Origin of the sequence: Snodgrassella sp. ESL0323 (assembly GCF_013346865.1) — a bacterium.
Classification (GTDB): Bacteria; Pseudomonadota; Gammaproteobacteria; order Burkholderiales; family Neisseriaceae; genus Snodgrassella; species Snodgrassella alvi.
Genome location: NZ_JAAEDT010000005.1, coordinates 1 through 25,136, shown reverse-complemented (window position 1 = coordinate 25,136; position 25,136 = coordinate 1). Strand labels below are relative to the sequence as shown.

Annotated in this window: 18 protein-coding genes and 1 tRNA gene; 7 read left to right on the top strand and 12 right to left on the bottom strand. The window is 42.3% G+C overall.

Going from position 1 to position 25,136, the window contains the following annotated elements; all coding sequences use genetic code 11:
* From GY065_RS00745 to tssH, 8 genes are all read right to left on the bottom strand, one after another.
* Nucleotides 1-453 carry a hypothetical protein gene (locus GY065_RS00745; protein ID WP_144353302.1) on the bottom strand — a complete coding sequence of 151 codons (453 nt, stop codon included), beginning with the start codon at nucleotides 451-453 and terminating at the stop codon, nucleotides 1-3.
* 212 nt (nucleotides 454-665) lie between these two features.
* Nucleotides 666-2,015, bottom strand: a complete 1,350-nt coding sequence (gene tssL / locus GY065_RS00740; RefSeq protein WP_084562835.1) for a type VI secretion system protein TssL, long form — start codon at nucleotides 2,013-2,015, stop codon at nucleotides 666-668.
* Nucleotides 2,012-3,358, bottom strand: coding sequence for a type VI secretion system baseplate subunit TssK (tssK, locus tag GY065_RS00735; RefSeq protein WP_025329761.1), 1,347 nt, complete (start codon nucleotides 3,356-3,358; stop codon nucleotides 2,012-2,014). Before tssK ends, tssL begins: the two co-directional genes overlap by 4 nt.
* A 19-nt stretch (nucleotides 3,359-3,377) precedes the next feature.
* Nucleotides 3,378-3,914: a type VI secretion system lipoprotein TssJ gene (gene tssJ / locus GY065_RS00730; RefSeq protein ID WP_025329760.1), complete on the bottom strand. Its 537-nt coding sequence runs from the start codon at nucleotides 3,912-3,914 to the stop codon at nucleotides 3,378-3,380.
* 72 nt (nucleotides 3,915-3,986) lie between these two features.
* Nucleotides 3,987-4,475 (bottom strand): Hcp family type VI secretion system effector, encoded by a 489-nt coding sequence (locus GY065_RS00725; RefSeq protein ID WP_025329759.1) that lies wholly within the window; start codon nucleotides 4,473-4,475, stop codon nucleotides 3,987-3,989.
* Nucleotides 4,476-4,578: 103 nt separating this feature from the next.
* Complete coding sequence (gene tssC, locus GY065_RS00720) at nucleotides 4,579-6,087, bottom strand: type VI secretion system contractile sheath large subunit (RefSeq protein ID WP_025329758.1); 1,509 nt, start codon at nucleotides 6,085-6,087, stop codon at nucleotides 4,579-4,581.
* Between the two features lie 43 nt (nucleotides 6,088-6,130).
* The gene (tssB, locus tag GY065_RS00715; RefSeq protein ID WP_174832623.1) at nucleotides 6,131-6,682 is read right to left on the bottom strand and encodes a type VI secretion system contractile sheath small subunit; all 552 of its coding nucleotides are present in this window, start codon (nucleotides 6,680-6,682) and stop codon (nucleotides 6,131-6,133) included.
* Nucleotides 6,683-6,738: 56 nt separating this feature from the next.
* Nucleotides 6,739-9,408: a type VI secretion system ATPase TssH gene (gene tssH, locus GY065_RS00710; protein WP_174832621.1), complete on the bottom strand. Its 2,670-nt coding sequence runs from the start codon at nucleotides 9,406-9,408 to the stop codon at nucleotides 6,739-6,741.
* 340 nt (nucleotides 9,409-9,748) lie between these two features.
* Here tssH and tagK point away from each other — a divergent pair, with 340 nt between their 5' ends.
* Genes tagK through tssA form a run of 6 tightly spaced genes read left to right on the top strand, consistent with a single transcriptional unit; the run spans nucleotide 9,749 to nucleotide 16,077 of the window.
* The gene (gene tagK, locus GY065_RS00705) at nucleotides 9,749-10,717 is read left to right on the top strand and encodes a type VI secretion system-associated protein TagK (RefSeq protein ID WP_174832619.1); all 969 of its coding nucleotides are present in this window, start codon (nucleotides 9,749-9,751) and stop codon (nucleotides 10,715-10,717) included.
* Entirely contained in the window at nucleotides 10,698-11,540 is an 843-nt protein-coding gene (locus GY065_RS00700) for a type VI secretion system accessory protein TagJ (protein WP_174832618.1), read from the top strand. Before tagK ends, GY065_RS00700 begins: the two co-directional genes overlap by 20 nt.
* Nucleotides 11,533-12,039: a type VI secretion system baseplate subunit TssE gene (gene tssE / locus GY065_RS00695; protein ID WP_025329753.1), complete on the top strand. Its 507-nt coding sequence runs from the start codon at nucleotides 11,533-11,535 to the stop codon at nucleotides 12,037-12,039. Before GY065_RS00700 ends, tssE begins: the two co-directional genes overlap by 8 nt.
* Nucleotides 12,040-12,048: 9 nt before the next feature.
* Entirely contained in the window at nucleotides 12,049-13,932 is a 1,884-nt protein-coding gene (gene tssF / locus GY065_RS00690; RefSeq protein WP_100117293.1) for a type VI secretion system baseplate subunit TssF, read from the top strand.
* Complete coding sequence (tssG, locus tag GY065_RS00685; RefSeq protein WP_174832616.1) at nucleotides 13,932-14,984, top strand: type VI secretion system baseplate subunit TssG; 1,053 nt, start codon at nucleotides 13,932-13,934, stop codon at nucleotides 14,982-14,984. Before tssF ends, tssG begins: the two co-directional genes overlap by 1 nt.
* 7 nt (nucleotides 14,985-14,991) lie before the next feature.
* The gene (gene tssA, locus GY065_RS00680; RefSeq protein WP_174832614.1) at nucleotides 14,992-16,077 is read left to right on the top strand and encodes a type VI secretion system protein TssA; all 1,086 of its coding nucleotides are present in this window, start codon (nucleotides 14,992-14,994) and stop codon (nucleotides 16,075-16,077) included.
* Between the two features lie 459 nt (nucleotides 16,078-16,536).
* Here the strand turns inward: tssA and GY065_RS00675 are convergent, their stop codons facing one another.
* The 4 genes from GY065_RS00675 to phoB form a co-directional block, all read right to left on the bottom strand.
* On the bottom strand, nucleotides 16,537-16,854 hold the full coding sequence (locus GY065_RS00675) for a DUF3761 domain-containing protein (RefSeq protein ID WP_174832611.1): 318 nt from the start codon (nucleotides 16,852-16,854) through the stop codon (nucleotides 16,537-16,539).
* Between the two features lie 1,092 nt (nucleotides 16,855-17,946).
* A tRNA-Lys gene (locus GY065_RS00670) sits at nucleotides 17,947-18,022 on the bottom strand.
* A 13-nt stretch (nucleotides 18,023-18,035) separates the two neighbouring features.
* Nucleotides 18,036-19,391 (bottom strand): phosphate regulon sensor histidine kinase PhoR, encoded by a 1,356-nt coding sequence (gene phoR / locus GY065_RS00665; RefSeq protein WP_174832609.1) that lies wholly within the window; start codon nucleotides 19,389-19,391, stop codon nucleotides 18,036-18,038.
* 38 nt (nucleotides 19,392-19,429) lie between these two features.
* A complete protein-coding gene (phoB, locus tag GY065_RS00660; protein WP_174832607.1) occupies nucleotides 19,430-20,116 on the bottom strand; it encodes a phosphate regulon transcriptional regulator PhoB in 687 nt (228 codons plus the stop codon).
* Nucleotides 20,117-21,098: 982 nt separating this feature from the next.
* Between phoB and GY065_RS00655 the strand changes: the two genes are divergently transcribed.
* Nucleotides 21,099-24,890: an autotransporter outer membrane beta-barrel domain-containing protein gene (locus GY065_RS00655; protein ID WP_174832638.1), complete on the top strand. Its 3,792-nt coding sequence runs from the start codon at nucleotides 21,099-21,101 to the stop codon at nucleotides 24,888-24,890.
* Nucleotides 24,891-25,136: the final 246 nt, after the last annotated feature.

The following is a 25,136-nucleotide window of genomic DNA, read 5'->3' as shown; positions in this document are numbered from 1 at the left end:
CTATCTATTTTGCTGGATATTTAATAAAGTTTCCCGAGGATATAACCCCTCTGTAGGGAATTTTTCTATAACTGCTATCGCACTGCTATTTCCTGCATTTTCAGTAAATACGATTAGCAACCGATGACCTATTTGAACTATGGAAAACGGTATTAGTATTTTGCTATGCTGGAAATAACGTTTTTTTCCCAGCTGTCGTAAAGCTTGCACTGCCGTTGCTTCATCCGGATAGATGAGTTCTAGAAGAGCCAGCTGAATTGGCGTAACGGTACTGTCTACAGACCTAGTATGTAGGTTAATACCATCCACTTTGGTTAGCAATTTCTCCATCCGCAGATCTAGATTACGACTGACAATAGTATGTATCTGTTCAGCAGGAATTCGCTGCACAGATACCTGTACAGAAAGTTGCTGCTTAATGAATTCAATAAAAGCACGTTCATCAGCATTCATATCTGATGCCAAACAAATAAAACTACTTAAGCCCAGCGAAATGCATAAAAAATGTTTCAATATATTATTCAACATTTTCATCATCACACCTTTTCATGGGATAAGCCAAAGTCTTCTGCTTTCCAATCGGACTTGCACCAACAAAAATTTTGACACGCCTCATAATTGATACCTTAATGCCATACACAGCGATATCAGAATTTATCACTATTTCATTCCGTTACAACAATATCTACACGGCGATTTTTTGCTCTGCCTTGCGCTGTATTGTTGTCATCTACCGGCGCGGTGTCACCTAAACCAATAATTTTCAACCGTGATGCAGCCACACCTTTCTCTGTTAACAAGGAAGCGACTTCAGCAGCCCTTTTTTCAGATAAAACCTGGTTAGAGGGAAATTCAGCAGTATGAATAGGCTGGTTATCGGTATGTCCTGTTACCATAACTGTACCGGATACTTTGTTTATTTCACTGGCAACCTTATCCAGTACAGGCATTATCTTTGGATTAACCGTTTTTTTACCCGGCACAAACATAAAATCTCCAAGGAAAGTCACCTGGCTTTGCTGGGCATTTTCATTAACACTAACGACCCCGCGCTCAATTTCATCTTTCAATAATGATTTGAGACGCAACACACCCGTAGTGGTAACAGCCGGCGGAGGTACAGCTTTACCTATAGCCGCAATCCGTTGCTGCAATTTTGTATCAGTACCAACAATCTGAAATTTGAACCAAACAAAAATAACCAGTAAAAAACAGGTAAAAAATGCTGCACTTGCCCAAACTGGTATCCAGTGCAGCCGGCGGAGTCTGCCTGCAGCGTCAGCCAGCCAGTGCGGCGACAAATCCCGGGCAACCGGATCTCGTCCGCTGCTGATAATGGATAGCAATTGCTGACGGATCAGGTCAAGTTGTTTCCGGCCATCCGGCCGTACACTGTACCGGCCTTCAAAGCCTAAGCTCAGGATTCGGTAAATTACTTCAAGTACATCACCATATTCCTGAGGATTAGGTGAAAGACGACCGATAAGTAAAAATATTTTCTCGCCGCCGTAGCTTTCATTATGAAAAACAATCAGCAGACTTTTCCGTGCCCATGCACCGCCACCACCCCAGGAGGTTTTGTTTGCAGCCTCATCCAGTGCTGTACACAAACAATAACGTACTGCCAGTACATGTTCACGGCGCAAATTTGCCTGATCACACAATGTTTGATAAATATGAACTTCACGTATAAGCAATTCGCGCAAGCTCTCAATACCATTATCGTAAGAATCAAGTTGTGTTGGCATGTTTGCCAGTGTCAGCAATAATGGCTGTGCGGCTTCAAGCAATGGATTATCAGCAGCTTCAATATCTGCCAGTCGTTGTTTACTGTCCGGACCGGCATCAATATTAGCCATGATTTTCTTTGTATGCTGATCACTAAACCACGGTGCTTCGCTATGCTGATCAAACTCATATCCGTTTTGCTTCGATAATGATTCTGAAGCAGAGGATGCAATTGTTTGTTGCCCCGTGGTACCTGAATCACCGAGAATACTATCGAATTCATTCATTGATCACGTACTCCCCAAAGTTCAATCAGCAAGCCTGGAAAGTCACCGGCAATATGCATGGCCAATCCGCCATAATGTGCGATGTGCTCCCATAAAGGACCTTCACGCAATAATTCAAAATAGACATATCCTGCATTAAACGGAATCTGACGGGGTGGTACCGGCAGTGCCTGTAATACCATGCCCGGTAAGTGAGAACGAATTAATTCCGGTAAACGATCGGAAGGTCCGATTTTAGTTTGAGCAGAAAACTGATGAACAAGTATATCCGGCGGTATCTGCGCTTTAACAGCCAGTACCATTGAACCAAAGCCTCGCAGTTCGGTTGGTTCTACTACAGCATTCTTAACGCCATAAGCTGCATCTTCCAAACGAATATGCTGTGCACTGCGAATTAAAACGGCATTGAGTAAATGCTGTACATCATCTACAACAGGTTTCAGACAATAATAAGGTGCTTCATGCAGATAAGGCGGATGTTCTACTGGACGCCGGGTATGGGGCCGGACAAATGTGGACAATTCACCAGCCATACTAAGTAACTGTCGATAAATAAACTCTGGCGATGTTGCCCCTACTTTGAGTATATGAAAGAGCAATGGTTCATATCGGTTCAGAATTTGTAATAATAAATAATCTGATACTTCTGCTGCTTCCGCACCTTTACCATGACCACCAGTGAGCCTTTCTGCCAGAGAATCAGCACGCAGATGTGTCAGATCATGAATCTGTGATAACCAGGTCTGTAATAAAGTATTGGCTGTATACTGAGTCACCGGCGGAATGACAGTACTGTCAATCTCTACGCCACCGTCTGAACGCAATGTGCTTATCCGTGCTATCGGCAGACCAATCCATGCATCCGTCAGTGCTTTTTTAGGCATTAACCGTAAGCGCAAATTACTTAATTGTACAGTTTTTGCACCCAGTCCGATTGAATTGGCATCCCGGACATCGCTTTCAAATACTGCATAACGGGCCAATGATTCAGGATTATCTTCAAAACTGGTTTCTTCTCCGTTTGGCGTACGAATCGGCAAAGCCAGATAAATAATCTGATCAAGATGTTCCGGCTGAATTGTCAGCGGCGGCGGCAATGGTGTATTTCCAGGTGCTTCAAAGGGTGTGCCGTCCGCAAATACACCGGCAACATCTTTAAGTACCAGTTTTCCCAGATTTAATGCTTCGTGATCGATGTCATAACGGGAGAATCCCCAGAAGAACGGCGACAACGGCGCACTACGACGATGTGCAAAATGTTCCAGATAACGTTCCTGTTGCTGGAAAATCTGCGGCAGCAGAAATTGTCCTTCGCTCCAGACCACTCGGTTGTACCAACTCATTTAGAGAAATTCCTCTGCTTTAATCCAGTTCAGTGACCACAACGGCCCTCTGCCCAATGTTAATATCCAGCTTTACTTTTTTCAGCGGCCACCACTCCCTATACCATCTGGCATACGGAGCTTCAGCAAGGTGGTAAGTTTCACGCCATTGTGATTGAGCCAGTCCGCGATAACCGGCCAGTACGCCGATCACTGTAGTTTCCGGATTTGTTCTGCGGCGAATGGTTTTAACTTCCCCCGGACGCAGAATAAATTCATCACTCACCAGCAGATCACCACCAAGTATTGATTTATCATTATCCTGTAATGAGTAAAAATCTGCTGAAGTAAAAGCGTTATCATTCTTTAATTCGTAAATTCGCACCTGTATAGGTGCAGCGCGACCTTTTTCATCAGGATTGACGTTTTCCGCAGCTTCAATGCGCAAATCAATACTGGTTTGCTCCTTAATCGATGGTCTTGTGCTGGTACAGCCGATAAGACCTGTCAGCAAGGTCATCGACAAGAAAATAAGCACAATGCTCCGATGAAGAAAAGTATTTACATATGTAACCATACGTCGTCCTGTGCAGCACACCAAATACCGGCACCAACCAATTCAAACTGGCTGGTACCGGTATACTCAGGTTTAAGCTGCGTCTTTGTTTGCTTTGAAGTCGTAACCTGCAGTAACAGTACCACCGCTGCCACCCTGCTGATTCTGAACAACATATTCCTGCACGATGGAAGTGAATGATAAACTAACGAATTCACGTGGAGCCATTTCACCGTCACGACTACCACTAGGCATTACTCGAGATACAATTAAATCCTTGAAAGTGTATTTCAAATATTCCAGAGGAGTACCACCTGGTTTACGCATTGTCAAAACAGCATTGGCAATGTGTTTACCTGTAGTACAGTACTTGAACAGGTTCGGGCTTGCACGGTCGATGTAGTGTTCAAATTCAAGATCATTTACTGTAACCTTGCCAGAACCCAGACCGCTACCAGTATGCATTGAAGACTCCTGGTGAACTGTCCATGTCCAGTTCAGCACTTCGATTTCATTTTTATGTTTGTCATCTAATGCTTCACCTTCAATACCATCAATTTTTAAAAATATATCATGAGCCATTATTAGCTTCCTTTTTAAAGTTAAAATTACCTACTACATATTCGGGCAATACAATATGGCCATACAATATTGCAATCCGAAATTCATTCTATGATGTTACTATTTATGCATTTTCTTTTTTCACAGACGGCAGCTTGGTAACCAGACGCAGAGAGCCGGTCAGTCCTTCAAGCTGGAAATGCGGACGCAGGAAGAATTTGGCATCGTAGTATCCCGGATTGCCTTCAACTTCTTCCACTACTACTTCTGCAGCAGCCAGCGGACGGCGCGCTTTAGTTTCCTGTGATGAATTCACCGGATCTGCGTCGACATAATTCATAATCCATTCATTCAGCCAGCGCTGCATATCTTCACGCTCTTTGAATGAACCAATTTTGTCGCGTACGATACATTTCAGAAAATGCGCAAAACGTGAGCACGCAAACAGATAAGGTAAACGTGCAGACAAATTAGCATTGGCTGTAGCGTCCGGATCATAATATTCCTGAGGTTTTTGCAGAGATTGCGCACCTATAAATGCTGCGTAGTCTGTATTCTTGCGATGAATCAGCGGAATAAAACCATTCTTTGATAACTCTGCTTCACGACGGTCAGAAATGGCGATTTCGGTCGGGCACTTCATATCCACACCACCGTCATCAGTCGGGAAAGTATGACATGGCAGATTTTCAACGGTACCACCTGACTCAACGCCGCGAATCATGGTACACCAGCCAAAGTGTTTAAATGAACGGTTAATGTTAACACCCATGGCGTAAGCGGCATTACTCCATACATATTTGCGATGATCTGATCCGTCTGTATCTTCTTCAAAATCAAATTCATCTACCGGATTGGTTTTAATGCCATATGGTAAACGCGCAAGGAAACGAGGCATAGCCAAACCAAGATAACGTGAATCTTCACTGGCACGCAGCGAGTTCCACGGAGCGTATTCCAGATTCTGGGTAACAATTTTGGTTAAATCGCGCGGATTAGCCAATTCCTGCCAGGAATCCATTTGCAGTACAGCTGGTGACGCACCGGCAATAAACGGCATATGTGAGGCAGCTGCTACTTTGGCAACTGAACCAAGCAGATCCACATCCGGTGGTGTGTGATCAAAATAATAATCAGCAATCATACAGCCATAAGGTTCACCACCAAGCTGACCATATTCTTCTTCATAAATCTGTTTGAATAAAGGACTCTGATCCCATGCAATGCCTTTAAAACGTTTCATGCTGCGGCGCAAGTCATCTTTAGACAGATTCATGAAACGAATTTTCAAATGTTCATCTACCTCAGTATTGGATACCAGATGAAACAAACCGCGCCATGATGACTCCAGTTTCTGGAAAGATTCATGATGTAGAATCAGATTGATCTGTTCGGAAAGCTTATGATCAATTTCAGCAATAATAGCTTCAATACTTTTATAAGCATCATCACTGATGGTTACTGAATGAGACAGTGCCTGTTCTGCTAAAGTTTTAACTGCCTGTTCAACAGCTTTGGCTGCCTGATCTGTTTTAGGTTTAAATTCTTTGGTTAGTAAATTACTGAATTCAGATTGCGCAACCGGGCGTTCTGCCACTGCGACATCGGATTGCTGTTTTGACTGTGTAGCCATAAATACTCCTCAATACTTACAAATAGACTCTGAGCGCGGGTTATTACTTGCTATCCGCAGGTGCAGATGCCCCGGTTTTTTCTTCAGTTGCTGACTGTGGTTTAGGTGCTTTGGCCAGTGCCTGCAGCAAACCCGGATCCTGTAGCAGCCGGTTAACTAAATTCTCAGCACCGGATTTGCCATCCATATAGGTTTGCAGGTTAGCCAGCTGAGTACGGGCATCCAGTAATTGTTTCAGAGCATCAACTTTTTGTGCCACGCGTGCCGGTGAGAAATCTTCCATACTCTCAAAAGTGATATCAACCATAAGCTGTCCGTCACCTGATAAGGTATTTGGTACGGCAAATGCCACACGTGGCTGAATGGCTTTCATTCGTTCATCGAAATTATCGATATCAATGGTCAGAAATTTGCGCTCTGCAACTGGTGGCAATTCTTCTGCCGGTTTACCGGACAAGTCTGCCAGCACAGCCATGACAAATGGCAGCTCGATTTTTTTCTCGGAACCGTAAATTTCAACGTCATACTCAATTTGCACCCTTGGCGCACGATTGCGCTGAATAAATTTCTGGGCGCTGTTGTTAAATACCGCCATATTTGCTTCCTTTACTATTATCAAATAATCCCGGTCTTAACCGGCCATTTAGTTTGCTACTTTGTAGACATTTCACCAGCCAACCGTGCCTGAAAAACAATAGGATCTTCACTACGGTTCGGATCAATGCTGATATCAATGCATTCCAGAACATTCTTTTCGGACAACGCCTGCAACCAATAACGCGACAATGCCGGCAGAATATGCTGTTCAATATAGCCAATCAGTAACCGTGCGCCCGTTTCATGCATCGGACAATGTTGAATGATATGGCTGACCAGTGCTTCGTCATAATGTAATGCAATACCGTGCTGTTCCTGCATCCGCTGTACAATACGATCCAGATGCATTCTGGCAATACTGCCCAGCGCTTCATCAGCCAGAGGCAGATAAGGTATAACTGTCAGACGACCTATAAATGCTGCAGGGAAATGTTTGCGCAATTCAGGCATCAGTACTTCTTTCAAAGTACGCCAGTCAGGAGCAAGAGCAGGATCGTCGTAAAGCTGAGAAACCAGATCAGAACCAACGTTGCTAGTTAGCAAGATAACGGTATTTTTAAAGTCAATATTTAACCCTTCGCCATCTTCCATCATGCCTTTATCAAATACCTGATAAAAAATTTCATGAACATCGTGATGTGCTTTTTCTATTTCATCCAGCAATACCACGCTATAAGGCCGACGACGTACCGCTTCTGTCAGAACACCACCTTCGCCGTACCCAACATAACCCGGTGGCGCGCCCTTCAGTGTTGATACGGTATGCGCTTCCTGAAATTCACTCATATTGATTGTAATGAGATTCTGTTCACCACCATACATGGCCTCTGCCAGTGCAAGAGCAGTTTCTGTCTTACCTACACCAGAAGGCCCGACCAGCAAAAATACACCAACCGGTTTATTGGGATCAGTTAAACCGCAACGTGATGTCTGTATGCGCTCTCCGATCTGCAACAGTGCCTGGTTTTGCCCGATTACCCGTTGTCCCAGATGTTCAGACAGATTCAGTACTGCCCCTACCTCATCTTTGACCATGCGTCCGACCGGAATGCCGGTCCAGTCGGAAACAATAGCTGCAACCACTGTTTCACTTACTTCCGGAAAAACCAAAGGCATATCGCCCTGATGCTGGCGCAAAACTGATTCAAGCTCTGATAATTCAGACAATGCATCCGCTTCGTCACTATTCTGACAGCGTTCACGTGCTGCAAGAATTTTTTCAACTGCTTCCAGCTCTTCTTTCCAGTGTGCTTCTTCTGTTTTTAAATCTTCAGATAAGGCTGAAATTCTGGCTTCGATCTCGTTCAGATCGCCCGCATAAACACCTATACGCTGCTGTTTGGATAATAATTTATGTTCTGTCTGAGCTGCTTTTAACTGCTGTCTCAGATACTGCACCCTGCTGGGAGGTGTATGCAAAGACAGTGCAACCCGGGCACAGGCTGTATCCAGAAGACTTATTGCCTTGTCCGGTAGCTGCCGGGAAGGAATATAGCGGTGAGACAGCTTAACAGCAGCACGAACTGCATCCTCAAGCACAATAACACCGTGGTGTGCTTCAAATGTTGAAACCAGACCTCGCACCATATCAATGGCTGCAACTTCTTCCGGTTCTGCAACCTGTAAAACCTGAAAACGCCGGGTTAATGCCGGATCCTTTTCAATATGTCGTTTATATTCACTCCAGGTAGTAGCTCCAATCGTGCGTAACGTTCCTCTAGCCAGCGCAGGTTTAAGCAGATTGGCAGCATCTCCAGTTCCTGAAGCACCACCGGCTCCGACTAAAGTATGCACTTCATCGACAAACAGAATCACCGGCTGAGCAGAATTGGTCGCTTCTTCCAGTACGGATTTCAACCGCGACTCAAACTCCCCTTTCATACTGGCACCAGCCAGCAGGGCGCCGACATCCAGAGCCAGCAGGCGTACTTCAGCCAGACTTGGCGGAACCTCTTTTTGCGCAATAGCCAGAGCAAATCCTTCTACCACTGCTGTTTTACCAACACCGGCTTCTCCGGTCAGCAGAGGATTATTCTGCCGGCGACGTAACAAAATATCGATCATCGTGCGTATTTCGTGTTCACGACCAATCACCGGATCTATTTTTCCCTGCTTTGCCTGCTCCGTCAGATCCGCACAGTAACGAGTTAAAGCAGATTGGCCATCCTGACCGGTACTGGTTAATGACTGACTGGCCTCTCCAGGAGAGGCCGGAGTAAAACCAGAATTGTCATAGGCTTGATCCGCAGACTCCGGAGATCCGGCAACAACACCGGGTAAAATATCTGCCAGTCCTTCCTGAGGAATTTTGGCAAATGCAGTAGAAATGCCAACCAGTACACGCCTGAGCTCAGGAGTCATCACCAGAGCAGCAAGTAACCAGGCGCTGCGGATTTTGTTATCATTAAATGTTAATGTGGCATAAACCCAGGCACGTTCAATTGACTGATCAATATAGTGGGAAAAGTCACTTATAGAGCTTGCTCCCGATGGCAACAGTAGCAAACTGCGGGAAATATCCTGTTCAATTTGTGCCAGATCAATGTCAAAATGACGCAACACTCGCATCATATCGCCATCATTTAATTGCATAAGCTGGTGTATCCAATGCACCAGTTCAACATAGGGATTTCCGCGCAGCTTACAAAAAGTCGTAGCTGATTCAATGGAGCGAAAAAGTGTTGTGTTCAGTTTACCAAACAATGCCTGGCGCGAAATATCCATACTGGTTTACCTACTCCCCGATTCAAATTGTTTATGCATGTAAAATCTCTAATAAAAGTTAATCTTCACTACATTATAAATATAATTTAACAAATATTAAATTAATTTAATTTTAATATGTTTATATATAGGATACAAGAATAAATCTTGCTTAACAATTTAAAAGATAAGATAATAAACAGATATATGCATAAAGTGTGTGCATTTTTTTCAAAAAAAAGATTTATTTTTCTTTGCTAAAGATAATATTTTATTACTTCTTATAAAGTTATGAAATAAATGTTAATCAATCCATAATTCAGACAAAGAGGACTTGGCGTGTTATTGTCGGGAAAGCGTTATGAACAGTACGCTGTTATTACGTCTTGACTACCTTCGCGGGATCAAGATTGGTGAAATCTATGAATTGAAAGATTTCGCTTTTTTTATGAAAAATGCGATATATGAGCTCCATGTTGAGGAAGCTCCTGAAAACGAAGATTTGGCGTTATGCTTTCAATATTCAAAGAACGGATGGCAGCTGTTAAACAAGTCTTCAGAAGTACATTGCGCTGTAAACGAAATCACCCTGACATCAAATCACTGGTTTCAACTGCATGATGGCGATACGCTTGAATGGGGATTATCTATCTGGCAAATCAATCCTGAAGAACAAACAGATACAAAACCGGAGTTTGAAACAACCAGTACTATTCCGTCAACTAAAGAAATAATGCCTTTAGAGCTGACTTGGTTTGATCCTCAAAAGCAAAAAGAAAATGCGGAAGAAAATCCTTTTGATCTGATCATACCCAATCTGCCGTATGAATTATTGGAAAGCACGGCATTCAAAGTCAAGGACTCATCTCAGGAAGAATCACCGGCCGAAACTATTTTTCATGAGTTATTACAGGAATATTGTCATGCTCTGGACACACCGCAATTATCCGATAATGACTATGTCTGGCAAAAAAGACTGTTGCAAAACAATATTTCAAGTTCAGTGTCCACCATTAATCTAGCTGATCTGTCTGGCAATACTGATCCGTTAATGACGTTACAGGATATAGTTTCCGGGCCGTTAAATATAGATGATATTTTTAACGGACTGGATAGTCTGAGAGAGGCAGAACTCTTTCACATTGAAGAAATACCAGAAGTCTTACGCCTGTTTGCACCAGGCTGGCAACAACATACCGGTCATACTCATATGCCGCCAGCACTGACCAGAAAAGACCATCATACTGTAAGTGTGGACAGTCATTACCGTATGACTCAATTTTCTAATAATTATCAAAAGGATTCTACCGATGACAATCACCAGCAGTAATCATGATAATCCATCGACGCTACAACAATGGATGGCAGACCGGTCAATCACTACGCTGATTCAGGAAGCTGAACAACAGATCAAAGTCAGCCCGACAGACCCTGCTCAGCGCTGGCTGCTATTTCAGTTATTATGCCTTCTGGGTGACTGGCAGCGAGCATTGAAACAACTGCAGGTTTGCGCGCAAATGCAATCCGGATTTGAACAGGAAGCACATGCTTACAGAGGACTGATTACCTGTGAAATCTATCGGAAAGAATGTTTTGCCGGTCGCAAACGTCCGGGATTTATTCAGCCACCGCCAGCATGGGTGGATCAATTACTTGACGCAATTGCCCTGAATCAGTCAGGGAATGAAGAAAAAGCTGATGAAATCAGAGAAGGAGCACTGGGATCAAGTAAAGATGCTTCCGGTGTTATTGAACCGGGCGGTGAATTTGCATGGATTGCAGACAGTGACACATGGTTGGGTCCTACTATTGAACTGGTAATGGGTGGTATCTATACATGGCTGCCTTTTGAACAACTAAGTGCTATTTCTTCTGAACAACCTAAAACTATTCTCGATTTACTCTGGAAACCGGCACTGATAACACTGAAAGACGGATCAGAACACCACGCTTTCCTGCTTGCACGCTGCTGCGGATCTGAATCGGCAGGTGAGTCATTAATGTTATGCAGGGAAACAATCTGGCAAGAGCACGGACAAACATCAGTACGTGCCCTGGGACAAAAAACCTGGCAAACAGATCAAAATGATATCGGTATCTTAGAAATGACTTCATGTACATTTGCAGATAATAAAGAAGCAATAAATGGCTGAACAATTTCCTCCACTGCGTCCCAGAGAACACCTGTTACCGACATTATTTGATCGTTTACGCGATGATGCTCCGGGACGCAAAACTGAACTTTCAGATAACTATACTGTCTCTGCCAGCCGGTTACGTGAAATTGTTCAGCGTGATCTGATGCTCCTGCTCAACACCACAAATCTGGAAGATGAAATAGATGTGGGGAAATACCCGCAGGTTGCCTCATCAGTAGTGAATTATGGTGTTCCGCCTATCGCCGGTCAGTATATGCATGAACGCAAATGGGCAGATATTGAAAAAGCTATTCGCCGGGCAATCCTGCGTTTCGAACCCAGGCTGGAGGCATCTTCATTAGGTGTTGCACCACTTATGAAAGATGAAACAAAACTGAACTATAACGTTCTGTTGTTTGAAATACGTGGCCGGATTCTGACTGAACCATATCCGACATCATTCATTGTGCAAAGCGCTTTTGATCTAGAAACCAACAGGATTAGTATCATCTGACAGACAATCATGGATCCATTATTACTCGATTACTACAATAAAGAACTTACCTACATGCGTGAAATGGCAGCTGAATTTTCACGCCAGCACCCCAAAATTGCCAAACGTCTGGGTATGCAGGGTATAGATATCGCTGATCCTTATGTAGAAAGGATGATCGAAGCTTTCTGTTTTCTGACTGCCCGTACCCAGTTAAAAATTGATGCGGAATTTCCCCGGTTTACACAGCGTCTTCTGGAAGTCATTTATCCGAATTATGTTACACCAACACCGTCCATGGCCGTAGCACAACTGCATCCTAGCCATACGGAAGGTGATTTCATAAATGGTTTTAAGGTACCCAGACATTCATCTTTCCGCGCCGGCATTCCAGTTGGAGAGAATACAGTCTGTGAATTCCGCAATAGTCAGGAAGTTACTCTATGGCCAATACAGATTACTGAGGCCCGATTAACGGCAGCACCACCTGATATGCCCTTACTGAATCGTTATTTACCAGCACATACCAAAGTTGCCGGAGCCTTACGCCTAACTCTGCATACTTTTGGTGAAATCAATTTTAATCAGATTCAAGGGCTGGATCGGCTGCCTATTTATCTGTGCGGAGAAGAAAGAATTGCTTCACATCTTTTTGAACTGCTGCACACCAGTGCTGTTGCAACCATAGCCGGTCAGCCCGGACAATTTAGCGGTTCACTGGATATTAATGTACGTGATGCAGTTGTACACGAAGGTTTAGAACCGGGTCAGGGTTTACTCCCCCTTACTTGGGATGTTTTCCACGGGCATAATCTGCTGCATGAATATTTCAGCTGTCCGGAAAGATTTTACTTTTTTACACCTACAGGTCTGGCCACAGGTTTACGTAAAGTCAGCGGTAATGAAGCTGAGATTGTTATTCTACTCAACCGCATTCCTGATAGCTGGCTGATCAATCAGACAACCGCAGATCAGTTTGCTTTGTTCTGCACACCGTTAATTAATCTGTTCCGTAAACGTACAGATCGTATTGAGCTAGATACGGCACGTACCGAACTACATCTAGTACCCGATCGCTCGCGACCGCTTGATTATGAATTTTATACCATCGAAACCGTTCACGGATTAAGAGCCAAAACGACAGAAGAGCTAACGTTCCGCCCGCTTTATCATACCCTTAACAATGATGAAGGTAATTATGGCCGCTATTTTTCATTGCGCAGGGAACAACGCAAACTGTCCAATAATGCACGCAAATACGGTACACGCACCAACTATATCGGCACTGAAATTTTTCTGTCTCTGGTTGACCAGAATGATGCACCTTATTCAGAATATTTGCGATACCTGTCAGCTACAGCTTTACTTACCAATCGTGATCTGGCCACTCTGGTTCCCCGTAATGGCATTGATGACTTGTCTATTGATGATTCAGTACCAGTAGAAAGTATCGGTCTGATTCGACCACCACGTCCACCGCGCGCACCTTTTGCAGAGCGAGAAATTGCCTGGCGCCTGATCCGGCAATTATCTTTCAACTATCTGCCATTATCAGATATGGCCCACCGCCCGGGAGGACAGGCACTACGGGATATGTTACGGCTGTTCGTACCGACACATGACAGCCCGCAATTACGTCAGATACAAAGCCTGATCGGAGCAAAAACGGAACCGGTTACCCGACGTTTACCGGGAGCAGGTCCTTTAGTTTACGGACGTGGTATTAAATGCGAACTAACCATTGATGAAGATGGATTTTCCGGTGTCAGCCCTTATTTGTTCGGTCTCATTCTAGAGCATTATCTGTCGCGTCATGTCGCCATTAATACTTTTACACAAACTGCATTACATAGTATACAGCGCGGACAAATTGCACTTTGGCCGGTACGCATGGGCGGAAGGGGTGCCATCTGATGAATCAGCCAGCTGAACCGGTAAATACATCCGATAGCACTTGGCATGAGACTCTTAACAGGGCAAGCGAAACACCATGGCGTTACGGATATCTGAGTCTCATGCGCCGATTTGGTGCACAGTCTCAGCTAAAAATGCCAATCGGACATGCCGCACTTCCTCAGCAGGAACCATTTCGGCTCGGGCAATCACCTTCTCTGGTATTCGCACCTCGTGAAATTGCTGATGCCTCCCTGACATCAGAAGGAAAGTTTCGAATACAGCTATACGGACTCGGTTTATGGGGAGCAAACGGTCCGTTACCAATGCACTATACCGAAACTGCCCTGAGTCGGCGGGACAGTAATCGTGACACAACATTAGTTGATTTTACCGATCTGTTTCATCATCGTTATCTGACACAATTTTACAATGCATGGCAAAGTGCACAATCAGCCGGCGGCGGACTGGACAGAGGCGATGCAGAAGATTTCTCATTTTATATTGCCAGCCTGAGTGGACAAAGCCTTGATGAAATTACTGATAGCCCGCTCCCCTCTCATCCCAGACTGGCAGCCGGGGCTCATCTGGTACGTGAAGCACGTAATCCGGATGGTATTACCTCAACATTATCATATTATTTTGGTGTTCCGTTTAATCTTCAGGAATACGTATTACACTGGATCCCGGTTGCTGATGAAGAGCGTACCCGTCTTGGAGTTCCCGGGCCAGCATCTGTTATGGGTGAAGGCGCTCTGGTAGGACAAATGGTACCGGATCGCCAGCATAAATTTCGCCTGACGATTGGTCCCTTAAATCTGGACAACTACTTACATTTTTTACCTAACGGGCGTGATTTACCGAGGCTAATCGAATGGGTCAGAGCTTTTGTCGGTTATGAGTATGAATGGGAAATTCAACTCCAGCTTAATCCGCGTTCAGCGCCACCGGCACAAATTGGTTCTGACCAGCGTCTGGGCTGGACAACATGGCTGGGACAATCAATAGATGATCTTCCGGTTACCGGCATGACCTATCAACCTGAACAATATGCCGGTATCAGAGAGTTGTGAGGAAATAATGAGTAACAAAAAATCAAAAACCAATCCAAAATATGCGGATCTTCTTGCGCCTGTGTCTGATGAGCAGCCCTGTGGCAGCAACCTTGAATACGATCCGGAATTTCTGCTATTACTCTCTAATTCTACTGAACAGCCAGAAGCGCAATACGGTGATTTCGTCAACAAACCGGAAGGCGTAAACTGGAATGAAATCGAACGTGATGCATTGAGATTGCTACTGCGTACCAAAGACATCCGGATTTACATTATCTTGCTTCGCAGCAAAATCCAGCTTAATGGTGCTACAGGATTGCGCGATGGGTTAGAGTTACTGGAATCAGCCTGTAGTACTTATCCGCAAGATATCTATCCGCAGATTGAATCTGATGAAACAGGTGATGAAGAAGATGCGGCTCTGGTACGCAGCAATGCTCTGGCGGCACTCATCGATCCGGAAGGAGTAATGGCTGATATCCGCAGTATTACTTTATCAAGCAATTCAGCATTGCGGCTGCAAATCAGGGACGTAGAACGATCTTTATCAATACCGCGCCCTGCTGATGCACTGGCACCTGATTCGGTTCGGCGACAGCTGGTGGATTTACGTTTACGTGCCAGTCAGGCTCTGACAGCACTGGATGAAACTATACCGATCCTTGATAAGCTGCAAACCTGGGCTGATGAAATTCTGAAAAATACAGCACCAGATTTAAATCCGCTAAAAAAATTGCTGAAAATATTACAGGATAATGAAACCCGAGCTGCCTCAAAACGCGAAACTATTGATGAAAATAATATACAGGCAGATACACAAACAGTTTCCAGTGAAACATCAATCACTGAAACTGCAGAAATGACTCTTTCTTCTCCGGAAGAAACAATAATGAATGAGTCAGAGAAGTTTTTGCCGGCTGCGATTACCGACCGCTTTGATGCACTTCAGCGTATTGAAGACATCCGTAACTGGTTTGAAGCTCATGAACCAAGCAGCCCTACTATTCCTCTGCTACGCCAGGCTGAACGACTGGTCGGCAAACGGTTTTCCGAAGTAGTTAACACTATACCATTGGAACTGCTGCAGAAATGGGATGACTCAGAATCATAAAACCCAACTTTTTAATTACTATATGCCAAAATGGCCAGAAAATTGTATAAGAATTAATATAGAATAGGATCCAGAGTTATCAGTAAATTGACATCTGAAATCTCTAATGTTGATTTACTACATGGGTGCCAGCTATTTTTGATAAATTTGTGCAATGATTTAAATCATCAGCAATCACAAAATAATAATGTTCATGATATTGAACACTAAAAATAAAAAATAATATTTATTTACCTGGTAGTTAATAGTAAAAATGAATCCACATTAAATCAGCTTCAAATGTACTTTTAATTAAATTTATCAGAATTTAAATCTCTTTATACTTTTACTAATTACTTTGGTTGTACAGGCCAACCAAAGTAATTGTATAAAAGCGGTAATAGCCTTTCTTAAATTTAAATATTTTTAAGCGCAAAATACTACTTTAAAAATATTATTCTCACACTATTGCTTAAATTTCTATCGTGCTATTCCACCGTGTCGCGAACAAGCCCCTTTTCCTGCTTTAGTTGAAGATCCATCTTTACATTTAATAGTATTTTTTGGTTGTTCAGTTTTTGGTTTTTTATTTGATTTTCTTCTTGTTGGCAAATCATCATAAACAACCCCGCCATGATGAGAACATGTACCCCTTCCGGTTGAAGTTGAATATGTGCCATCTGCACATTTTGACTTCACTTCCGGATCATTTGCATTAGTTGTGATTCTTGCAAATCCTGATTGTGAGAAAAAAAAACATAAGAAAAGCATGGCAAATCTGCTACTGATTTTTATCATAACTTTCCTGCAATTTATATAGTTAAAATATAAATAATTATTAACATATATTTATTCTAAAAATCAAATTTTCAACTAAATTATCTATGTGATTTTGCATTTTAATCATTAAGAAATTATTTATACAACGTTCTTTCTATACTTGGTATATTTAATATTATTATTCTTATTAATAAATTTTACGGTTTTACTGCTCTGTAACAACGGTTCCAATTTTCTAGTCAAAGTAGTAGCTGATAAAATTAATCATTCTTAATCATTTCAACTACTGTATTAATCAAATCAGAACCATATTCCAGCAGAAACCTTCAAATAATAAAAAACCAGTAATTTAGCCTTCTCCGGCTCTTCAGCATAAGCAGTATCTGGCAAATAGCCCCGTTTTACCGGCTGTTGCCTATCTGGGGCGGGAGCGGATTTAATTTAAAAAATCCTTATTCTTAATTTGTTTTTTAGTCATTTTTCGAAATACTCAGGAAATAAAGACTTAAATCAGCGAATTTTTTGAGTTCAATTTGATTTCATTATTTTATCTATTTTATTTTAATAATATATATTTTAATTTTTATAACTGAGAATTGATTACAAGAAAAAATCTTCTAAACTTGAGCCGCTTAAAGATGACAATTATTAAATTGATACAGACTAAAATATCTAACGCGCACATAGTCCGGTTTCTGAAATTAAACGACCTATATACAAGTGCAGCGAATACTGAATATCACTTAAAAAATACAAAATAAGCTAGAACAGCTCGGATCTGGAAATATAAATACTATTACTGGCCGCACTGAATCAGGAATACCCCACCAGCAGAGGCTTTAAGTAAAAATTCAACCGGCATGACTCAGGGCATATATGAGCTACCAGACTAGTTGAAGATGGCGTTTTAGAGATGACTTTCAAATGGGAATCTTTAGAAATGGAGGCAAAGATATGCTCATTCAGCACCAGAGTATTTAATTCAGCATGCATCAAAAATTGACAACATCATGACATAGAAATATCACAGTTTTGTCACAACTGATAATTAGGGAGAAAAACAGAAACTCTGGATAAATGCGTAAGATATTAAAGGGTACGCAGGAGAAATGGTGGGTCGTGAGCGATTCGAACGCTCGACCAACGGATTAAAAGTCCGCTGCTCTACCGACTGAGCTAACGACCCAAGAGCGCGCATTTTAGGCAGGAGTGCGGCTGCTGTCAAGTACTTTATTATTCATTTGCGGTAAGATGGCACTAAAGGTGCTGCCGTGGCCGGCAATGCTTTCAATCTGTAATTTGCCGCCATGTTCAGCCAGTGCGTATTTGGCAATAGCCAATCCGAGGCCGGTTCCTCCGCTCTGGCGCGAACGTCCTAAATCTACACGATAAAAGCGTTCGGTAAGATGAGGAATATGCTCCGCAGCAATCCCCGGGCCAGTATCGCTCACTTGAAACACAGTCTGCTGATAGTTGTTTTCGTCTTGTTCACTATAAAGCCGGATGGTAATGGTTCCATATTGCGGTGTATAGCGTACGGCATTAAACAGAAGATTACTGAACGCATTATATAAATCCTGCTGAATCCCCTCTATCCAGATATCTGCAGCTATTTCACAGATAAAATGGTGTTTATTTTCTGACAGAATCTCAGCTTCAAATACCACCTGCTCAGCCAGAGTACTCAGATTCACCGGCTGCTTGCGCACAGATGAAACAACCTGATTTTCCAGCCGTGATAAAGTCAGCAGATCAGCCAGCAGATGATTCATGCGCGCCCCTTCCTTACTCATCAGTGCAATAAATGACTGACGCTGCTCCTGCGGCAAATCCGGCATATCCGTTAAGGTTTCCAGAAAGCCGTTGATTACAGTTAAAGGAGTACGCAGCTCATGCGAAACATTGGCCACAAATGCAGTCCGGGTAGCGTTTAGCTGTTCGGCAGCAGTAATATCCTGAGTAATAATCAGGGTTGCCTGTTCGTCAAACGGAGTACGGATAATATTTAATACACGTGGTAATCCGCTGTTCATATTTTCAAGTGTAAGCTTTATATTCACCGATTCTGTTGCCGGCTCATCCAAAAATCGCCGGAAATCAATATTTTCAATCAGATCAGTCAGCATACTGTTATTGTCTTGTTCAGCATCCAGATTCAAATGGATTGCAGCCAGATGGTTCAGCCACTGAATATGTCCATCCTGCCCGAGGATTAATACGCCCTCTGGTATAGTTTCAGCAATGCGGTTAAAGCGTAACAAGGCGACACCCAGTTTCTGCTTGCGCTTCTTACGGCTACGTGCCTGTAGCATCAAAGTATTGAAAATATTGTTCCAGATCCCGATCCCCTGTGGCACATTACGTAATTTCGGTCTTTCCAGCCACCGGACCAGTTTAAATAAATGATACCAGTAACCCGCCAGCCACAAAAAAAACAGGCAGCACAAGCTAATCAGCATGATTTGCAGACCGCCGGCCAGCAATGACGCTACAACAACCACAATCAAGGTTGCCAGTATTAAATATAAATGATGGCGCAGTTCAGACAGAAGCATGTCATTTCACAGAAGATAAATTCAAGAAGTATTCCCAGCTATGGTGAAAAGCGATAGCCGCTGCCGCGTACAGTTTGGATAAGATGATCATAGCCGACTGCTTCAAGCCCGCGTCTCAGCCGGCGGATATGAACATCTATCGTGCGTTCCTCAACAAACACATGATCACCCCAGACAAGATCCAGAAGCTGGCTGCGGGTATAGATACGATCCGGATGTGACATAAAAAAGTGTAATAACTTAAATTCACTGGGTCCGAAGGAAATGGTTTGTCCGTTTACTTGTACACGCTGCTGCTGCGGATCGAGTTCCAGACCATAAATATGCAAAGGTACACTGGTTTTTTGCGGAGCACGCCGGCGCAAAAGTGCATTAATTCGCGCAATCAGTTCTCGTGGTGAGAAAGGTTTAGTAATGTAGTCATCCGCACCCAGATTCAGCCCCTGCTCTTTATCTGTTTCTTCACCGCGTGCTGTTAATAGAATAATGGGTAAATCACGACTGCGAATATCATTGCGCAGCTGCCGGACAAAATCAAGACCGGAAAGTCCGGGTAACATCCAGTCCAGTAACAGCACATCAGCCAGCCTGGCCTGTAATAAGGGCTGTGCAGCTTCTACACTGGGTACACATTGCACAACAAAGCCGGCCTGCTCGAGAGTAAATTGAATCAGGGTAGAAATTGCAGCTTCATCTTCCACAACCAATACCATAACTTCTGTCATATATATTTCCTGACCAGATAATTATCTATTGTGACAGATTAAGAAGAAAAACAGAAAAATACAAAGTCAGCTATCAAGAAAAAACCTGTGCCGGAACATTTCTTTGCACAGGTTCAGAATCGGAGTAACCACAGTAATGCTAACACAATATAAATTGATATCATATCGGGAAATATCTGATATACAGACATACAGTATTAATTTTAGCTGGTAAGCTGTATTTTCAGTTTCGTATTGCATTTATCAGTAATTAAATAATTTCTGATTGATTATTATTAGCAAATCCATTGGTAAGATGAGACAGAATTTTGTATGTCTGATAATACTTATGTCTGAATAAACTTAAATCTGTTATCTTATTTATTCTCACAAAACTCTCCAGCAGACCGTTACTTCATTTTGAAACAGCTTTTCCATATTATTACGTGCCTTAATTAATTTTTTATAAACTATCAACAATCCGCACTTACCAAATAATGTACAAGAAAATAATTTTTCTGCAGATGTCTCTATAAAATTATTAAATATATTTTCGCCAATTTTGAAACTAATTTACAACAGGTTAAAAAATTAAATCACCTGATTATTATTTTTATTTAATGCTATTTTCATAAACTATAACTATTTGGTCTAAAATTTTCTTACCAAAGCATACATTTGAATGATAATACCGACATAAAAAAATATTCTAAAGGTATAAAATTGTCCGGCTAACGCTTTTGCAGCCTGCCCTATACTGTTTAAATTTCAAACAGCATTAATGCCATTAAGATATTATTAATATAATAATATTTTACAATTGCTAACATTTAAATTCTAATTTTCATATAGTTAATTTTTTGACTTCATCAATTTTTTATAGTCGAATAAAAAAAAAGATATATCTTATTTATATGTTTATATGTTGGTTTAAAAATGTATATATCTAACTACGGTGTTTGACTGAAACATAATTCTCATTTACCTGATCATCTTAGCCAATATGAATAAAATCTACAAACTTATCTGGAATGCGCAAGTACAGGCATATATCGTTACATCAGAATTAGCCCGGAAAGGGGGTAAAACTGCACGGCTCAGGCTGGTTAGCATTATAGCTGTCAGCATGGCAACTACCGGACTGGCTTATGCACAATGTCCGCTTTCAGCACCAGAAAACAAAGTTTGTACAACTTTTCGAGAAAACACACCTGTTATCAGTACATATGCTGACACTACTATCAGCAGAAATCGCATTGAAAACAGAGATCCTTCCAGTCAGACCGTTGATACTTCCTTCGATGAATTAAATCAGTCGCTTACAATTATCAATCAAAGTGGTGCCGGGGATTTAACTGTAAACGCAAATAATAAAAACATAACAGATATCGATGCAACAAATAACAGCCAGACGGGTGCGATTACAATTAACACCACACAAGATATGTTAACTCCTGATGCTAAAGGTATTTACATTAATAACGCAGGAACAGATGTCAAACTCTCAACAGCAGCCGTCCATAGCAAACAACGCAAAGGTATTAGTATCGAAAATAATGGCAGCGGTTCCACAGAAATAACAGCAAATGATACTATCATGTCTGATACTGATGATGCCATTTATGCTGTCAATAATAATGCCAGATCAAAGAATTTAACTATTAATACTGGTAATACTAATACTGGTAATACTGGGACTGTTATTGGTCAGGCACATGGTATTTATGCATATAACAATGGTACAGGGTCAACGACACTTATCGTTAATAAAGGCATTGAATCACACACTACCGATGCTATATGGGTTAATAATGCAAATATATCATCAACAAATTTAAATGTAACCACCCACGAAACCGTTCTGGGACATACCAATGGTATTTATGCAATCAATAATGGTACTGGTGATACAACCATTGAAACTATCCAAAATGTGCAAGGAGAAGATGGCGATGGAATTTTTAGCGAGAATCACGGAGGGCAATTAACTATTACAAGTGGCAATATTAAAGGTACAAGTAACGGTATTTACGCTATGAATTCTGGAAACGGTTCCACTGCCATTACATCAACTGGTAATGTTAATGCTTCATCCGGTAATGGTATCTCTGTTAATAATGGCAATAATACAAACGAACTGAATATAAATACTAACGTTATACTCGGTACAGATAACGGTATTTACGCTATTAACTCTGGAAATGGTTCCACTACCATTACATCAACTGGTAATGTTACTGCTTCATCTGGTAATGGTATCTTTGTTAATAATGGCAATAATACAAACAAACTGAATATAAATACTAACGTTATATCCGGTACAGATAACGGTATATATGCAACCAATAATGGAACAGGCAAAACCACAATCCTCAATAAGGCATCAGTAACAGCAGATAAAAATACAGGTATCAGCGTAACCACTACAAATCAGGCTAACGGGCTGCACATCGAATCACTTGTTATCAATGCCGGTACTAATGGTATCGTTGCAAATAATCATGCTCGCGGTGACACAGTAATTTCTTCTAAAGGGCCAATTACAGCTACACACGGATACGGAATCTGGGCTGAAAACGGGGAACAGGCTGGAGATATCAGCATTGAATCGGAAGGTGCAATTAATGGAGGAAGCACCGGCATTGAGATACACAATCATGGTTCAGGTGTTACTACACTTACTCTGTACAATCAAATACGCGGAGGTTCTGAAACAGGTGCAGGTATTGTTGTTGATGATAAACCAAACAGTACAACAACTATTACCCTTAATTCCGGTACCAGTGTTTCAGCGGCTTCTGGTCTGGCTATTAGTGATGAAGATGGTAATGCTAATGTTACGCTGAATAGCGGTTCAAAAGTCATCGGACGTATTAAGCTGGGTAACGGTAGTGACACTCTTTCTATCAATCGCGGAGCCAATATCAGTAATATTACTGTAGTCGATGGCGGGGACGATACCAGCAGTAATGACGGAATGACTGATACACTGAATATTAATCAGTCTCTGACTGGTTCTACCACGGGTAATAATAATGGTGTTGCCGGAAATATTGCCATTCTTAACTGGGAAAAAATAAATCTTGCTCAAAACAGTATGCTCACTCTGAGCGGAGATTTGAATACTAATCAGCTTAATATCGGGAATGGTACCACAATCAATCTTATCGGTTCCCTAAGACAGGCACAGATTAATGGCGATGTGTTTAACTCAGGCAATATTAATCTCAATAGTAATTTCACCGGAGACAATTTAACGATTAACGGAAATTATCAGGGTAATGGCGGTAAACTGACTCTGGATCTGAAACTTAATTCTGCTTTAAAAGATAATGACAGCATTGCTGACAATACTGCCGATAAACTGACTGTTCAGGGTAATGTGACAGGTAAAACCACCATCAGATTTGCCAGCATTGATGGTCTTGGCGGCGATACCGGAAATACCAATGGCATTGAATTGGTACATATTAATGGTAACAGTACCGGAGATGCTTTTGCACTGGAAGGCGATCATTTAGACAGAGGTGCATATGAATACCATTTGTTTAAAGGTGATTTGCAGCAAAACGGGAATAACTGGTATTTACGCTCTCAAAAGCAAACAAACCCGGGGGATGATAACTCCGGTGGCGATAACTCCGGGGGCAATAACTCTGGTGGTAACAACTCTGGTGGTAACAACTCTGGTGGTAACAACTCTGGTGGTAACAACTCTGGTGGTAACAACTCTGGTGGTAACAACTCCGGTGGTAACAACTCCGGTGGTAACAACTCCGGTGGCAATAACGCCGGTAACGGCAGCTCTGGCGATAGTGGTACGACAACTAAACCATCAAAACTCAGACCGCTATACCGTAAAGAAGTACCATTATTTGCCGCAGTTGCCTCTCAGTTACGACAGGCCGACAGCCTTATGCTCGCTAATATGCATCAGCGTATCGGTTCCACTCCTCTGCCTGATGAACGTATGAGTTGGGGCAGAGTGATTGCCAGCCGTACTGATACTCAGCAAAACGGGCCGGCCAATGCCCGTACTACCGGTAATTATGCCGGTTTACAACTGGGCAGTGATATCTGGAGCAACAATGGCTGGCGTGCCGGCGGATATGTCGGTTATCTGCACGGCAATCTCGATGTTGACGGCTTTACCAGCGGTATTGATACCAGAGCAGGTAAAAACACAACCAAATCTTACTTTATCGGCGCATATGGTAATTACACCCGTGAAAATGGTGCTTATGCAGATTTTGTAATACAGGGTGCCCGCCATCATGTTGATATTAAACCGGATAACAATCCGACCGGCAAACAGAAAGGTCATGGCGTTACGGCTTCAGTAGAAATAGGTCAGCCGTTTACTCTGGGCAGCAGCAACTGGAAGCTTGAACCGCAGGCTCAGATTATTCATCAGTGGCTGGATTTAAATGATTCTGATATCAGCGGACGTACTACAGTCAGTCACGGACACAATAATGCCTGGCTCTTCCGCCTTGGCGGAAGACTCGAAGGCAGCTATCAACTGAATAAAGGAAGTCTGCGACCCTATGCCCGGGTAAATTTCTTTTACTCACCTGATGGTGCCGACCATACCAGTTACATTACTAATGTAGCCACAACCAGATTAAATGCCGGTGCCTCTCATGCCAGCACTGAGCTGGCAATTGGCGGTACTTACGATATTACAAACAAAGTAAAAGCTTATGGTGAAATCGGCCATACATGGTCTAATGGTGGTGATGCACATACCAAAGCACCGGTAAATGGTTCTGTCGGATTAAAGATTAACTGGTAAGGCTTAATAAATAAAGAAGCCGGTAATTATTTCCAAACTGAATCATTTTTCTTTGTAAAAAAACAATACAAATCATATTGGTTATTCTGGTATATGCAGAATAACCAATATGCATTATTATCTTTTTCATTTTATATTACATAAAACAATTCAATACTATGCATTATTCCGGATCTAATATTAATTTATAATTTCAGCATCCGCCGGTTTTCTTTTAAAGAAGATATTTACTGCTTAGCATGAATT

What these genes read in the sequence shown, in the direction of transcription:
- GY065_RS00745 (WP_144353302.1), bottom strand. Translation starts at nt 453, where the DNA reads ATGAATGCTGATGAACGTGCTTTTATTGAATTCATTAAGCAGCAACTT.
- tssL (WP_084562835.1), bottom strand. Translation starts at nt 2,015, where the DNA reads ATGAATGAATTCGATAGTATTCTCGGTGATTCAGGTACCACGGGGCAA.
- tssK (WP_025329761.1), bottom strand. Translation starts at nt 3,358, where the DNA reads ATGAGTTGGTACAACCGAGTGGTCTGGAGCGAAGGACAATTTCTGCTG.
- tssJ (WP_025329760.1), bottom strand. Translation starts at nt 3,914, where the DNA reads ATGGTTACATATGTAAATACTTTTCTTCATCGGAGCATTGTGCTTATT.
- GY065_RS00725 (WP_025329759.1), bottom strand. Translation starts at nt 4,475, where the DNA reads ATGGCTCATGATATATTTTTAAAAATTGATGGTATTGAAGGTGAAGCA.
- tssC (WP_025329758.1), bottom strand. Translation starts at nt 6,087, where the DNA reads ATGGCTACACAGTCAAAACAGCAATCCGATGTCGCAGTGGCAGAACGC.
- tssB (WP_174832623.1), bottom strand. Translation starts at nt 6,682, where the DNA reads ATGGCGGTATTTAACAACAGCGCCCAGAAATTTATTCAGCGCAATCGT.
- tssH (WP_174832621.1), bottom strand. Translation starts at nt 9,408, where the DNA reads ATGGATATTTCGCGCCAGGCATTGTTTGGTAAACTGAACACAACACTT.
- tagK (WP_174832619.1), top strand. Translation starts at nt 9,749, where the DNA reads ATGAACAGTACGCTGTTATTACGTCTTGACTACCTTCGCGGGATCAAG.
- GY065_RS00700 (WP_174832618.1), top strand. Translation starts at nt 10,698, where the DNA reads ATGACAATCACCAGCAGTAATCATGATAATCCATCGACGCTACAACAA.
- tssE (WP_025329753.1), top strand. Translation starts at nt 11,533, where the DNA reads ATGGCTGAACAATTTCCTCCACTGCGTCCCAGAGAACACCTGTTACCG.
- tssF (WP_100117293.1), top strand. Translation starts at nt 12,049, where the DNA reads ATGGATCCATTATTACTCGATTACTACAATAAAGAACTTACCTACATG.
- tssG (WP_174832616.1), top strand. Translation starts at nt 13,932, where the DNA reads ATGAATCAGCCAGCTGAACCGGTAAATACATCCGATAGCACTTGGCAT.
- tssA (WP_174832614.1), top strand. Translation starts at nt 14,992, where the DNA reads ATGAGTAACAAAAAATCAAAAACCAATCCAAAATATGCGGATCTTCTT.
- GY065_RS00675 (WP_174832611.1), bottom strand. Translation starts at nt 16,854, where the DNA reads ATGATAAAAATCAGTAGCAGATTTGCCATGCTTTTCTTATGTTTTTTT.
- phoR (WP_174832609.1), bottom strand. Translation starts at nt 19,391, where the DNA reads ATGCTTCTGTCTGAACTGCGCCATCATTTATATTTAATACTGGCAACC.
- phoB (WP_174832607.1), bottom strand. Translation starts at nt 20,116, where the DNA reads ATGACAGAAGTTATGGTATTGGTTGTGGAAGATGAAGCTGCAATTTCT.
- GY065_RS00655 (WP_174832638.1), top strand. Translation starts at nt 21,099, where the DNA reads ATGAATAAAATCTACAAACTTATCTGGAATGCGCAAGTACAGGCATAT.